This is a genomic window from Paeniglutamicibacter sp. Y32M11 (genome assembly GCF_019285735.1).
Classification (GTDB): domain Bacteria; phylum Actinomycetota; class Actinomycetes; order Actinomycetales; family Micrococcaceae; genus Paeniglutamicibacter.
In genome coordinates this window covers 3421557-3435350 of sequence record NZ_CP079107.1, presented here as the reverse complement: position 1 = coordinate 3435350, position 13794 = coordinate 3421557, and the positions used below count along the sequence as shown (strand labels likewise).

The window sequence follows — 13794 nt, the reverse complement described above, 5'->3', positions numbered from 1 at the left end:
GGGTCGGCACCGCTAACCACGAGCGGTGCCGACCCAGCGTTGGTGTGCAGCGCTTCTAGTTGGCGGTCACCAGCTCGATGCTCACCGGAGTCGGGTTGGAGATGATGTCCAGTACCGGGCAGTGAGCGTCAACGGCCGACTGGAGTTCTTCGTAGCGCTCGCGAGATTCCGGTCCGTTGATGGTGACGCGCAGACGCACCTCACCAAAACCGGGGCGAACGCTTTTTTCGATGCCGAAGAGACCACGGACGTCCAGATCGGCATCCGCATTAATCTCCAGCGAATCAATGGTGATGCCCAACTGATGAGCGTACAAACGGTAAACAACGACCTGGCAGGAGATGAGGGCGCCGAGGGCGAACTCCACGGGACTGGCTGCCGCATCGTCTCCGGCCAGCGCCTCGGGTTCATCAACGATGAAGCGGTGCTTACCTGCCGTGATTTCGCTGGAGACCGAACCGGTGGAGATTCCGCTGGTCTTGAAGGTGAGGGCCGCACTTGCAGTGTTTGCGGCGATGCGCTCGCCCCATGCGGTACCTGCGGCAGTGAGCTTCTCGGCTCGAACCGATTCGAGAGTTGAGTCGATCAACGTTTCGGACATGAGATAGGGATCCTTTCGTGGCTGGCGCATGCCATGCACGACGCCATACTTACGCGACTCCTCCTGGACCGCGTCGAATCGTCACCTGGCGCACCCCGCTATGACGCAGAGGGTTGCGGTCCCGCCGACCAGGGTCGTGCATGACGGGAGCTCGTGATTCTGTTTATGAGTGTTGCTGGTAGTGAGGTGCGCGCGCAACGTCCGCGCTTAACAATTCTTCACAGCAGATCGGAAAGTAACTCAAATAAGGGCCGGTTGAGCAGGGAGAAATCCCCTCCTCGGCAAATGTCGAATGAATCAACCGTTGGTTACCGGCGAAAACTTCTCTCCGGCAAGATGCGGGAGCCAGAGCACTGACGTGCCGGATAAAAAGCAGTATCTGTGCCCGTCGGTCGGACTAGGGCTGCCGGGTGACTGCGTCGTTGTCGTTGAGCTTTGAGAGTAGATCCACGAAGCGTTGGATTTCCGCCGGCTCCCAAGACCCGAGTCGGTTGCGCAAGAGGCGACGTGACTCGGCGCTGGATTCCAAATATCCTGCTCGTGCCCTGTCGGTGATGCTGACCAACATCGCCCGCCCATCGTCGGGATCCGGGACACGAGTCACCAGCTCCTTGGACTCAAGCCACTTAATCATCCGGCTCATCGTGGCCTTATCGACCTGCAGTTCCTCAGCCAGGACGATCTGTTGCTGGGCGTCTTCGCTGGCAAGGATCGAAAGTACCTTGTAGCCAAGGGGTTGCAGCTCGGGATGGATGGCGGTGGCACGACGGCGAATGGCTTGGCGCGCCTTGACGACCATGATCGAGAACTGTTTTTCCACATCATTGATCAGCGGTTCGAGTGCCGAGGGTTCGGCGGCCGGGCCTCGGCCGACACGGGAATCGGAGAACGGGGAAGTCATGGAACCATTTTAGATGCGAAGTCACGATTCATAGTCCTCCGGGCCGCTCGGCTGGCCCTCATCGCGGTGCCATGGAGGTACGAAGGAGCGTCTAGGTTCGAATCGACAGCCCTCGAGCCGCCAAAACGCACTCACCAACAGTTAATCGTTGCACGTCAGCTGGGTGAGAGAACTTTTCGTAAACAGTGAGACTGGAGGTCTTCACGGATCACGAGGTAACGGGCAGAATGACTAGTTGTTGCACACCGCCAATTCGATAGATGGAGAACATCATGGGCACTATTCTCAACCCATACATCAGCTTCCGCGATACTGCGCGTCCGGCGCTGGAGTTCTATCAGTCGATTTTTGGCGGAGAGTTGGATTTGCGGCCCTTTGCTGACTTCGAGTTCGCAAAAACCGACAACGCCGAGGACGACAACAAGATCATGCATGGGCACCTGCGTGCTCCAAACGGTTTGAACCTGATGGCCGCAGACACCCCAGCCTCCATGGAGTGGAAGGGTGGTACCGCCATTTCCGTCACCCTCAGCGGCGACGATAAGGATGAGATGACGGGGTACTGGGAAAAGCTCAGCGAAGGAGCCAAGATCGGCGAGGAACTAGCGCAGGCCCCATGGGGCGACTGGTTTGGCATGCTCACCGACCAATTCGGCGTTGACTGGATGGTCAACATCGACGGCGCCGGAGCGCCCGGCAACTAACCTGCGACGCCGACCTGGCCCGTGAAAGAGAACTCACGTCGGTAGGGAGAAATGCGCGAGATCTAGCCCTCAGGTAGGCGTGGACCTCGCGCATTTTTGTGTCCGCATGAAGGCTCCCGCCCGGGCAGGATGAGGAACCTTGAACCATCTGCCGCATGGCGGATTTGTAGTCCTCGGATGCCTGCGCGACGGTGAACGATCTTTGTGCACCTCTTGATCGGTGCCAGCTTTTCTTGACCGCGCACCGCGTGGCAGGACAGACTCGTTGGTGGTCAACAACTTATTTCCACAGATAAAGGATGTCCCCAAGATGGAAGACGAAAATGATCTGGATCTTATCGTCATCGGCTGGGGGAAGGGTGGCAAAACGCTTGCCGGAACTCTGGCCCGTGCGGGACAACGAGTTGCCATCGTTGAAGCATCGCAGGAAATGTATGGCGGCACCTGCATCAACATCGGCTGTGTTCCAACCAAGATCTTGATCCACGACGCGGAGAATCACGCTGGCCACGGTTTTGACCCCGAGTACTTCGATACCGCCGTTGAGCGCCGGGACAAACTCACCGCCATGATGCGAGCCAAGAATTTTTCCATGCTCGATACCTTGGATTCGGTCATGACCATCACCGGTCGGGCTAGCTTCATCGGCCCACGCCGCATCCGCGTCCAAGCCGGGGACGAAACACTCGAACTGGCGGCCAAGCGGATCATCATCAATACCGGTGCGATTCCCGCCAGCTCAGACCTTGAGGGCGCGAGCGTCGGCGGTCGAATTCACGACTCCACCACGCTGCAACACGCACCGTTACCCAAGTCTCTGGTCGTGATCGGCGGCGGACCGGTCGGTTTGGAATTCGCGTCCATGTTCGGGCACTTCGGATCCAAAGTCACGGTGCTTGACCGCGGGCCACGAGCGCTGAAGAACGAGGACGAAGACGTTGCAGCCGAGGTCCTTGCTGCGCTAAGCGACGCGGGTGTGCGGGTAGTGGTTCGGGCTAGCGTGCAGCGCATCAGTCAGAATGCGCACACCGCTCGCGTGCGCTACGAGCAGGATGGACGGCCCCAGGACATCGAGGCCGACGCGGTGCTGATCGCCCTCGGGCGCACGCCCGCCACCCTTGAACTGAACCTAGCGGCCGTGGGCATCGAAACCACAGCATCCGGAGCCATCACGGTCGACGATCACCTCTCCACCACGGCCGAGGGGGTCTACGCCCTGGGAGACGTGAACGGCGGACCGCAATTTACCTATATTTCCCTAGACGATAACCGGATTGTCGCCGACGCGATCCTGGGCACCGGCAAGCGCTCAACGGCCGACCGTGTCGCGGTTCCCCACACCACCTTCACCACGCCACCACTGGCCCGGGTGGGACTGAGCGAGCAGGATGCCCGCGCCCAAGGTTTGTCGATCAAGGTCGCCGTCAAGAAGGTTTCGGAGATTGCCGCGATGCCTCGGCCCAAGATCGTGGGAGATGCCCGGGGCATCATCAAATTTGTCGTCGATGCCCAGACCGACCTGATCCTTGGTGCTGCCCTGGTGCATGTGGATTCCCAGGAGGTCATCAACCTGGTGGCACTGGCCATGCGGCAGGGAGTCACCTCGACCACACTGCGCGACTCAATCTTCACGCATCCTTCCTCGACGGAGGCCCTGAACGAGGTCCTCGGGTCATTCGCCCGCTGATACCGCTGGGTCGCCCGACGACGTTGATGCTGTGCCGGGCGGATTCAGACCATAAGATGAAAACGTGCAAGACCTGCTGATTAGCCTAGGGCCCGCACTCAACCTCATAGGGTGGGTGGCGCTCATCGCCGCGGCCGGATTCTATGCCTTTGCCGTGGCCGAACGCCGCCGCGATGCGGAATGGAAGAGCACCGATTATCAGATTGCCGTGCTCGAGGGGCAGGAATGTCTGGTCTTCCATACTGCGGACGGCACGGTTCGTAGCGAACTTCTGGTGCTCGAGCACCCACACGTTCCGGAGGGTGCGGCGCTGGTCTACTACCGCGAAGACAAAACCGGTTCGTGGCAGCTGGAAAAGCCGCGCTCGCATGTGCGCTTTTTGTATTGGACGGCCGCGTCCCTGCTCGCCGCATTTGTCCTGAGCAAGGTACTTGGCGTCATGGCCCACTGGAACTAGGTCTTGGTTCCAGGGCAAGGATCCTCGAAAGGGGCCGTCTGGTGGGACGCCACCCCAGTTCGCTCACCATCACGGTCGTATCGACGCGCCATGCTGTTGGCCCTTCAGCATGGCTCGGACGCCGGACAGCACTCACAAGCGTTCGCCGCGCAGGCGTGGCCAGCTAGTTGATGTCACCGGCAACTCTGGGGTGATGGGCGAGGACGTAAGGTGTGGGCAACCCGTGGATGGGATCCCTGGGCACAAAAACGGCCCGAGTATTTCGAGGGTCACCGCATGATGTGCCGGTGACCCTGCAAAATCCTCGGGCCGTTTGATGAATGGTGTTCGATTACTTCGCTGCGGTGAGCGAATCGACCCATTCTTGGTTCTCGGAGATCCACTGGTCAACGATCGGCTCGTAGTCCTGAGTTTCCTCGGCGCCGAACATGGCGTTCTCCAAGGAGAAGAGGTGCTCCTCGTCCATCTCGAAATCGTTCATCCAACCGGTGAGGGCGGGGAAGTCTTCCTTGAAAGTCAGGCTACCGAAGGTATTCAGGCTCTCGGCAGCGCCCAATGCGCCCTTGGGGTCCTTGAGGTCCTTGATGTTAAACGCGTCGTAGGCCCAGTGCGGACGCCACAGGGTCACCAGAATATTGTCCCCGGCGGTGTCGGCCTTCTTCAACTCGGTCAGCATGGCCGGGGTGGACGAGGTCACGAAGTCCATTTTCTCCAGTCCGTATTGTGGGATGGCACGTTCATTCATGGCCGTGGTCAGGCCGGCACCCGGGTCGATGCCCACAATGCGGTTGCCGAACATGTCTGCCTTGTCGGCAAGCTCGTCCAGAGAATCGATGTCGGCGTCCTTATTAACAGCGACGGTCAACTTGGCATTCTCGTTCCAGGTGCCTAGCTTGACGATCTTGTCGCCGTAGGTTTTCATCGGCTTGGCGTGGGTATCCGGAAGCCAAACGTCCATGGCCATGTCGAAATCTCCGGTGGAGAGCCCGGAGAAGACCGGTGCGACGTCGGCGCTGGTGAGCGTCACGTCGTAGCCCTTCTTTTCCAGAATTCGCTCCCACAGGTGGGACACGGCAAGACCCTCGTCCCAGCCGGCGAAGACGCCGATGGTGACATCCTGCTTATCACCGTTGTCCGGACCGGCGGCAGCGCCGCCGCCGGAACCACACGCGGTCAGTGCCAGCGTCGAGGCTGCGGCCACGGCGATCAGAGATGCGAGTTTTTTCCTCATGGTTCGTGCCTTTCTCGACGGCCCCAAGTTGCAGGGCCGCTAATGGGGGAATGGTTACGCTGCGGAGTGCTGCTTGACCTTGCTCAGCGAAGCGGTGACGCGATCAAGGAAGATCGCCAGGATGACGACGGAGAGACCTGATTCCACGCCCAGCGGGGTGTTCAGGCCAGTCAGAGCCGCATAGACGGCACCGCCAAGACCACCGCCGCCGACCATGCCGGCGATAACAACCATGGAGAGTGAAAGCATGATGATCTGGTTGATGCCGGCCATGATGGTGGGCATGGCCAGCGGGATCTGAATCTGACGCAGGATGCGCATGGGCGAGGCACCGAATGCTTGCCCTGCCTCTACCACTTCGCTATCCACGGAGCGGATGCCCAGCTCGGTGAAGCGCGCGCCCGGGGCCAAAGCAAAGATGATCGTTGCCACAATGCCGGGGACCGGGCCAACGCCCAGCAGCAGCAATGCCGGAATCAGGTAGACGAACGCCGGCATGGTCTGCAGGAAGTCCATGACGGGTTTGACGACTCGGGAGACCGCACTGGATTTAGCTGCGGCAATACCCAACGGCACGGAGATGATAACGGCGACCATGGATGCTACGAGCACCAAGGCCAAGGTATGCATGGCATTTTCCCACTGGTTCATGCCGTAAATCACCAGGAACCCGACGGCGCTGCCCAGCGCTAGCTTCCAGCCCTTGAGCCAGAAGGCCAGAGCGGCCAGGACGACGATGACGGCCCAGAATGGTGGGGTCGTCAGGACCCAATCGAGTCCTGCGTAGAACTGTGCAAAGAAGGCCTTAACGCCGTCGAAGAAGGCACCGAGGTTTTCGATGATCCAGTCCAGGCCGCTTTCGGCCCACTTGCCGACGGGAATCCTAAACAAGTCGTTAGCCATTAGAGAAGGCCTCCCTTTTCACCCGAGGGGTCGTGGGCGAAAATTGCCGGTTGTTGGCTGCCATCGTTGTTTCCCGCACTCTGTCCGGGTTCTACGATTTGGATGGCGTCGGTCGTTGAGGGGACATTGCCCAGGGCTGCCAGCAGGGTTGCGCGTGCAACCGCGCCGACCAGTCGGCCCTTCTCATCAACGACGGGCAGGGGAGTGTTGCTTTCCACGGATCGACCGAAGAGGTCGTTAAGTGCAGTTTCGGAGGAAACGGCGTCGTCGGCGCGTGTCAGAATTTCCGTCAGGTCTGAGTCGCCCCGGTCGATGAGCGCCATGACCTCGCGATCGGTGACGATTCCGCGGAAGTTGCGGTGGCGGTCGATGACGAAGGATCCTGAGGTCTGCTGTTCGCGCATGGTCAGCAGGGCCGCGCGTGCGCCGCCATTGATGCTGACTACGGCACGCGGGTTCTCCATGACGCTTCCGGCCGTCAGTACGCGAGTGCGGTCCACATCGCGAACGAAGGATGCCACGTACTCATTGGCGGGGTTGGTGAGGATTTCATCGGGCGTCCCGATTTGGACGATTTCACCGTCGCGCATCACCGCGATGCGGTCGCCGAGGAACATTGCCTCGTTCAAATCGTGCGTGATGAAAATGATTGTTTTGCCCAGATCCGCTTGCAGGGAGGCGAGCTGCTCCTGCATGTCGCGGCGGATCAATGGGTCAAGCGCGGAGAAGGCTTCGTCCATCAGTAGGATGTCGGTTTCCGAGCACAATGCCCGGGCCAACCCGACGCGCTGCTGCATGCCGCCGGAGAGCTGTCCGGGGTATTTGTCGCCCCAACCGGTCAGTCCGACGGTTTCAAGCATTTTGGTGGCCTGCGCGGTGCGCTTCTTTTTGTCGACGCCCTGGATCTCGAGTGCGTAGGCAGCATTCTCCAGCACCGTGCGGTGCGGTAGGAGGGCGAAATGCTGGAAGACCATCGAAACGCTCTTTTGTCGCACCTGACGCAGGCGCTTGCCGGAGATCTTGCTGATGTCGGTGTCGCCGACGTGGACCGAGCCGCTGGTCATGGGCAGTAAACCGTTGAGCATACGGATCAAGGTTGATTTGCCCGAACCCGACAATCCCATGACAACAAAGATCTCGCCCGGCTTGACCTCAAAGGAAGCATCAATGACAGCCGCAGTGCCCAACGCGGCGACATCTTTGCGTGATTTACCGTCCTTTAATGCCTTCAACGCTTCCTGCGGTTTGCGCCCAAAAATCTTAAAGGCATTGGTCACACGTAGGGCCGATGAAGGCGGTCCTATTGTTGAATTCATGCGTCATTCCATCCACGTATTGCGCGGGATATCCGACAATACGATTTTTTCATTCTTTTCACTTTGCCGTTGCATTTGGCTGGCAGGCCTCGTGCAAACAGATGAGAGCTAAGCCCTCCACGCTAACATCTCCGCGCGGGAACACGCCAATTTTTGGATGTCCGTCCGCCCTTTTTGGGTACTCTCTTGGCTCATTGAGTCCCGCAAATTCGCATCAGAATGGCGGTTGAAGCTTCGCGATATTCACGACAGGTAGAAAATCAATATGTGGTCGATTTGTTAGTGATCTGCGGCTCATCAGCGACAGCCGAATACTCAGATTTGTAAATAGTATTCGTTCGCTAATTGATCATCTTTATGGGCTCTGCTGCGTTGTATTAGCGGATGGGCCAAGAACCGGGCTGGTCTCTGAAGGCCGGTCGGTTGGGTCCGGAGTCGAAAGCACGCGATGATAGAAACATACGATTCTCATCTTTCAGCTCCAATGCCCATGGCGTTGTGGCGGTGAAACCCCCAGGAGGCACCCTCATGAGCGAGGCAATCAACATCGGTTCCGTCGACAGCATCGACGAAGGCGAAGCCATCGTCATTCCGTCCGAGGAGAACGGGACGAAGGACGACATTGCGGTATTTCACGCCGAGGACGGCAACTTCTACGCCATCAATGACGAGTGCACTCACGAGACGGCTTCGCTGGCGGACGGTTGGATCGAAGGCACGGAGGTCGAATGCCCGGTTCACGCCGCCAAGTTCTGCCTGAAGTCCGGCGAGGTACTCTGCCTGCCTGCCACATTGGCTGCGCGCACCCACAAGATTGAGGTCAAGGACGGGGAACTGCTGCTGTACCCCGAGACTCCGGCCATCTAGAAGCGTCTCCGCTTCGCGGTGCAAAGATGCCGCCGTCCCACACCTCAAGTAGAGGGGTGTGGGACGGCGGCATCTTTTTGTCCCGGTGGATTTGGCTCGACCTCGGAACTAGTCGGTATGTATGCCGGTGGGTGTGGAGTCACGACAGAGAATTCATTGAACGGTGTTCAATAAATGGGTGTACGGTGATTCCAGAAACTATTGAACAGTGTTCAGTTCCTCCTTGGGGGCGCCGGGCACCGCGCCCCACCGGAAGGCCATCGATCTCCATGACCACGAGCAAGGCAAACACGAACACCATTGACCGCGATCAGGAAACCGATCGAATCAGGGAGCAAGCGGTGCTCGATGCCACCGAACTCGCAGCACGGGTCTCCGCTGGGCACCGTCTCACGGCTGCAGAGGCACTCGTGGTCCTCGGCACTCCGGACGAAGCCACCCTTGCGCTGATCGCTGCGGCCGGAACGTTGCGCCGCAAGCACTTCGGCAACACCGTCAAGGTCAACTACCTGGTTAACCTGAAATCGGGTCTCTGCCCCGAGGACTGCACGTACTGCTCCCAGCGACTGGGATCCAAGGCCGAGATCCTGAAATATACCTGGCTGAAATCAGAGGAAGCCGTGCGTCAAGCGGGGCTGGGAGTCGCCGGGGGAGCATCGCGCGTCTGCATGGTCGCCTCAGGCAAGGGCCCCACAAACCGGGACGTGGACCGGGTGGCCACAATGGTCGAGCAGCTCAAGGACGAGCACCCACAGATTGAAGTTTGCGCCTGCTTAGGGATACTCAAGGACGGACAGGCCGACCGGCTCAAGGCCGCCGGAGTCGATGCCTACAACCACAACCTGAACACCGCCGAGTCGCTCTACCCGGAGATCTGCTCGACCCACACCTTCGCCGAGCGTGTGGACACCGTGGGGCAGGCCAAGGATGCCGGGCTTTCCCCGTGCTCCGGGCTCATTGTGGGGATGGGCGAAAGCCCAGAACAGCTCGTGGAGGCGGTATTTGCACTCCGAGACCTGGGCGCCGACTCGATCCCGGTGAACTTCCTAATGCCCTTCGACGGGACCCCGCTGGCCGGAACCTGGAACCTGACCCCGATGGCGTGCCTGCGCATCCTTGCCTTAGTTCGCATGGCATGCCCGGACACCGAGCTGCGCATGGCCGCCGGACGTGAACTACACCTGAGAACTCTGCAGTCCACGGCACTGGCTGTGGCCAATTCCCTGTTCCTTGGCGATTACCTCACCAGTGAGGGCCAAGACGCGCGGCGGGACTTGGAAATGATTTCGGATGCTGGCTACGTGGTGCTGGGTCAGGAGGATATCGACCCCGTGATTCTGGCGGCACGCTTGCGGCACCGATCCGATGAATCCCCGGCACATCCCAAGGAGTCAGGGTGCGGCAGTGGCTGCGGTAGTGCATGTGGCAGCAGCGCGAAGGGCTGTGGCCCGGTAGCTGGTCACGGTGAGCCTGTGCTGCGCCGCCGCGGAGCTGGCACGCCGGAAACTCCCAACGCATGAGTTTGGCAACCAAGGGTCTGCTCGGGGCGCTGAGTCTGGAGGCGGCTGCACCCCGTGGTTTCTCCGACGGAGTGCTGGTGCCCGGAGCCAGAGAAATCGGCTAGGCAACCGTGGTGCCAAGGTTAGCTATCGCCTGCCGCACCACTGCTAGGTCGAGATCGCCTAGGCCCTGCCTGATGAGCTCCGCATAAAGTTCGACGCCGGCTGAGGCTATCGGAACGGCGGCACCGCTGGCGTCGGCGCTCTCAAGAACAAATGACAGGTCTTTGTGCATGAATTTGGCCGGTCCGGTGGGTACATAATCCTTGGCCGCCAAACGCGGTCCCACAAACTCCAATACACGACTTGAAGCGAGCCCGCCAGAGAGAACCTCGAAGAGGGCATTAACGTCTAGGCCCGAGCGTTCTCCTAGTTCGGCTGCTTCGGCCAGCGCCGCGGTGGTGGTTCCCACAACCAGCTGATTACAGGCCTTGGCCAGAGACCCGGCACCGAGCTCGCCAAGCCGTCGAATGGTCGTGCCCATGGCCTCAAAGACCGGCAGGAGCCGTGCGAAGTCCTCTTGAGAACTGCCCACCATGATGGCGAGGTTGGCTCGTTGTGCTCCTTCGCTGCCCCCACTGACCGGTGCGTCAACGACGGTGGCGTTTCCATCGCTGGCCTGAGTGACGAAACGTCCGAAGGCTTTCACGGCCACCGGAGAAACGCTGCTCATCACCACCAGAAGAGTTCCCGGTGCCGGTGGCACCTGCCGCCAAGCGCTCAGCAAGCCCTCGGAGGCATCTTCGATAAAGGAAAGATCCGGGAGCATAAAGATGATCACCGTTTCGTCACGAAGATCGGCCACGGATTCGACCCGGGAACCACCAAGCGCCACGAAGTTATCCACGGCGGCCGCGGATCGGTTCCACGCCTTGACCACGTATCCGGAGCCGAGCAGATTTGCGGCCATGGGTCCGCCCATGAGCCCTAGCCCAACAAAACCAATAGACCGGGCAGATCTCGTGTGCTGCGCAGCTCCCTGAGCTTGAGGGGTGTTTTCGTGCGTCAATTCGGACCTTGCCGTTCCCGGGCGGGGCCCGTAGTTGGTGAGACGTTTTTGTCGTACGTGTGGGGTGGACCCAGCCGGGCCCACCCCACACGTGCCGCACGCGGTCTTAGGCTGCGTCCTCGACGAGGAGCAAATCGCGACCCACGGTTTCCGGAGTGTAAAAGGTGGTGATGAAGGAAATTGAGGCCAGCACCAAGGAGTACAACGCCGGAACCAACCAGGAGTGGTTGGTCGCTGCCAGTAATGCCACGCCGATCATCGGGGCGAAGCCGCCAGCGAGAACCGCAGAAAGTTCACGACTCAGCGCAACACCGGTAAAGCGGTGTTGGGAACCGAAGAGTTCGGGCAGCAATGCGCACTGCGGGCCGAGCATGGACTGGACGCCCAGGCCAATGCCAACCACCATGACCACCCAGACCAGGGTGACGTTGCCGAGCGTGACTAGATAGAACGCCGGAAGCGCGATTACGGCCTGGAAGAGCGCACCATAACGGTAGACCGGGACCCGACCGAACCTGTCGGAGAGAGCGCCAAAGGTGACCACCATGATGGCGGCAAAACCGGCGGCGATCAGCAGTCCCGTGGGGCCGATGAATTTGTCACCCGGGAAGACGCCGGCCGGCAGAGTCAGGAAGGAAACCATGAGTGCCGAGTAGATCGAGGAGTTACCGTTTTCGCCCATGCGTAGGCCGATGCCGATGAGGACGTTCTTCTTGGAATGACGCCAGATTTGAGACACCGGGTTCTTCACTACGGCCTTGTGCTTTTCAAGTTCCTGATAGACGGGGGTCTCTTTGAGGCGCAGTCGGATAAAGATCGCGACGAAAATCAGAACAATGCTGGCCAGGAACGGAACTCGCCACAGCCATCCGAGCAGGACCTCGCGGTCCGCCAGGGCGATCAGGGCGAAGGTGCCGGCACCGAGCAGCGTGCCGGCCTGGATTCCCACAAACGGCAACGAGGCAAAGAAGCCGCGGCGGCGGCGCGGTGCGACCTCGGAGATGAGTGTTGTCGCACCCGCTTGTTCGGCACCGGCACCCAGTCCCTGCAGGATGCGCAGGGTGACCAGCAGGCCGGCTCCCAGCATTCCCGCTTGTTCGAAGGTGGGAAGTAGTCCGATGGCGAAGCTGGCCACACCCATCAGACCGATGGTCAGGATCAACACCATTTTTCGACCGAAGCGATCTCCGATGTAGCCGAACACGATGCCGCCGAAAGGACGAGCGGCGAATCCGACGCCGTAGGTGGCGAAGGAGGCGATGACCGCTCCGCTTTCACCCAAGGGAGCAAAGAACAGCGGCCCGAAGATCAGGGCCGATGCTAGGCCGTAAATGTAGAAATCGTAGTACTCGAGGGCCGAGCCGACGGAGCTGGCAAGAGTTGCCCGGCGAAGCTGGTCAGGATCGACGACGGTGCTATCAGCATCGGTCTGCGATGGTTTCGTACGAGTTGTCACAGGAACTCCCTTAAGCGCACTCCAGACCGTCTTTGGTCTGGTGGGATAGCCGCGGCACCTGTTGCGCCGATCACTATGCTGAACACAATACAGCATATTGAACGATGGGCAAGGGGTGATTTTTCTGTGACGGAAGAAGCCTTTATGAGCCGCTTAGCCCATGGGGTTGCCAAGTGAACGGGCCAGTTGCTGAAGCTCCTTAACCATCTGAGCGCCCTGCTCGGCGGTGTATGTGGCCTTTAGCGCCGTCACCGAAAGGCCGAGACTGGGTCCGTGAGCTCCGCGGGTCGGAACGGCCACGGCAAGGCAGACCACCCCGAGGGTTGATTCCTCGTCTTCGAAGGCGTAGCCCTGTTCGCGGATGACCCGCAATTGTTCCTTGAACTCGGCACCGGTGCGTAGTGACTTCGGCGTGAGGACCGGCAATTTCTCGGCGTCGGGGAAGAGTTCGTCCACGTCATGCTCGTGCAATCGAGCCGTCAGTGCCTTGCCCACCGCGCACAGCGAGACGGGCATCTTGTCCCCGATGTTGGAGGTCAGGCGGACGGCGGGATGTCCCTCGTAGCGCGCGAGGTAAATGACATTGGTACCGTCGAGCATCGCAATGCGTACGGTCTCGCCCGAAAGTACCGGGGCTTGTTCGCAGAAGCGGTAGAACTCTTGGACCTCATCCAGCCGGCCCAGATAGGCGGCGCCAAGCTCCACCAGTTTGCGTCCGAGCGTAAACTCGGCACCTTGTCGGTGAATCAGCCGAGCGTCTTCGAGCGCCAGCAAGACATTTGAGGCAGACGATTTTGGAATGCCCACCTCGCGCGCCAGATCACTGAGCGTCAGCTTGCCCGTCGCGGAGTCGGCCAGCGCGTTCAGAACCGCTGCCGCCCTGGTGACCGCCGGTGCCGGAGACGCGGCTCCTGAGCTGTCGGATGGTCCAGGGTTTCGGGAATCGGCCATGATTCTCCTTCGGGTCGCGGTCGCTAAAATGCGCTGTTGTTCACTGGAGTGAACAACAGCAATCCTAGAGGGTCGTGCGGGGTGTTTAATCTTGCGGCGGGAGCACCGCGTCCGGCGCATCGTCAAAGAGGAGTGGACGCGGTGCGATGTCA

At 60.1% G+C, this 13794-nt stretch carries 13 protein-coding genes and 1 riboswitch; of the genes, 5 read left to right on the top strand and 8 right to left on the bottom strand.

The genetic code is table 11. The features are described from left to right. Window positions 1-55: 55 nt before the first annotated feature. The gene (locus KUF55_RS15250) at window positions 56-601 is read right to left on the bottom strand and encodes an OsmC family protein (protein ID WP_218817150.1); all 546 of its coding nucleotides are present in this window, start codon (window positions 599-601) and stop codon (window positions 56-58) included. A 40-nt stretch (window positions 602-641) separates the two neighbouring features. Then, a riboswitch (SAM riboswitch) is annotated at window positions 642-760 on the bottom strand. A 238-nt stretch (window positions 761-998) separates the two neighbouring features. Next, on the bottom strand, window positions 999-1502 hold the full coding sequence (locus KUF55_RS15245) for a MarR family winged helix-turn-helix transcriptional regulator (protein WP_132359662.1): 504 nt from the start codon (window positions 1500-1502) through the stop codon (window positions 999-1001). A 272-nt stretch (window positions 1503-1774) separates the two neighbouring features. Between KUF55_RS15245 and KUF55_RS15240 the strand changes: the two genes are divergently transcribed. From KUF55_RS15240 to KUF55_RS15230, 3 genes are all read left to right on the top strand, one after another. Further along, complete coding sequence (locus KUF55_RS15240; RefSeq protein WP_218817149.1) at window positions 1775-2206, top strand: VOC family protein; 432 nt, start codon at window positions 1775-1777, stop codon at window positions 2204-2206. Between the two features lie 310 nt (window positions 2207-2516). Then, a complete protein-coding gene (locus KUF55_RS15235; protein WP_218817148.1) occupies window positions 2517-3893 on the top strand; it encodes an FAD-dependent oxidoreductase in 1377 nt (458 codons plus the stop codon). Between the two features lie 115 nt (window positions 3894-4008). Beyond that, window positions 4009-4350: a hypothetical protein gene (locus KUF55_RS15230; RefSeq protein ID WP_218817147.1), complete on the top strand. Its 342-nt coding sequence runs from the start codon at window positions 4009-4011 to the stop codon at window positions 4348-4350. A gap of 331 nt (window positions 4351-4681) precedes the next feature. On the opposite strand, the gene KUF55_RS15225 is transcribed toward KUF55_RS15230, so the two are convergent. From KUF55_RS15225 to KUF55_RS15215, 3 genes are read right to left on the bottom strand one after another with little or no spacing between them, the layout of a single operon-like run. Next, window positions 4682-5581 (bottom strand): glycine betaine ABC transporter substrate-binding protein, encoded by a 900-nt coding sequence (locus KUF55_RS15225; protein ID WP_218817146.1) that lies wholly within the window; start codon window positions 5579-5581, stop codon window positions 4682-4684. 54 nt (window positions 5582-5635) lie between these two features. Continuing rightward, window positions 5636-6484 carry a proline/glycine betaine ABC transporter permease gene (locus tag KUF55_RS15220; RefSeq protein ID WP_218817145.1) on the bottom strand — a complete coding sequence of 283 codons (849 nt, stop codon included), beginning with the start codon at window positions 6482-6484 and terminating at the stop codon, window positions 5636-5638. Further along, complete coding sequence (locus tag KUF55_RS15215; RefSeq protein ID WP_218817144.1) at window positions 6484-7800, bottom strand: glycine betaine/L-proline ABC transporter ATP-binding protein; 1317 nt, start codon at window positions 7798-7800, stop codon at window positions 6484-6486. Before KUF55_RS15215 ends, KUF55_RS15220 begins: the two co-directional genes overlap by 1 nt. Before the next feature lie 528 nt (window positions 7801-8328). Here KUF55_RS15215 and KUF55_RS15210 point away from each other — a divergent pair. Both KUF55_RS15210 and bioB read left to right on the top strand, forming a co-directional pair. Continuing rightward, window positions 8329-8667 (top strand): non-heme iron oxygenase ferredoxin subunit, encoded by a 339-nt coding sequence (locus KUF55_RS15210; protein ID WP_132359652.1) that lies wholly within the window; start codon window positions 8329-8331, stop codon window positions 8665-8667. A 269-nt stretch (window positions 8668-8936) separates the two neighbouring features. Beyond that, window positions 8937-10187: a biotin synthase BioB gene (bioB, locus tag KUF55_RS15205; protein ID WP_218817143.1), complete on the top strand. Its 1251-nt coding sequence runs from the start codon at window positions 8937-8939 to the stop codon at window positions 10185-10187. A 100-nt stretch (window positions 10188-10287) separates the two neighbouring features. Here bioB and KUF55_RS15200 read toward each other — a convergent pair whose 3' ends face one another. From KUF55_RS15200 to KUF55_RS15190, 3 genes are all read right to left on the bottom strand, one after another. Further along, window positions 10288-11148, bottom strand: a complete 861-nt coding sequence (locus tag KUF55_RS15200) for an NAD(P)-dependent oxidoreductase (RefSeq protein WP_218817142.1) — start codon at window positions 11146-11148, stop codon at window positions 10288-10290. A gap of 193 nt (window positions 11149-11341) precedes the next feature. Further along, window positions 11342-12691: an MFS transporter gene (locus KUF55_RS15195; RefSeq protein ID WP_132359648.1), complete on the bottom strand. Its 1350-nt coding sequence runs from the start codon at window positions 12689-12691 to the stop codon at window positions 11342-11344. Between the two features lie 153 nt (window positions 12692-12844). Then, window positions 12845-13642 (bottom strand): IclR family transcriptional regulator, encoded by a 798-nt coding sequence (locus KUF55_RS15190; RefSeq protein WP_132359646.1) that lies wholly within the window; start codon window positions 13640-13642, stop codon window positions 12845-12847. Window positions 13643-13794 lie beyond the last annotated feature (152 nt).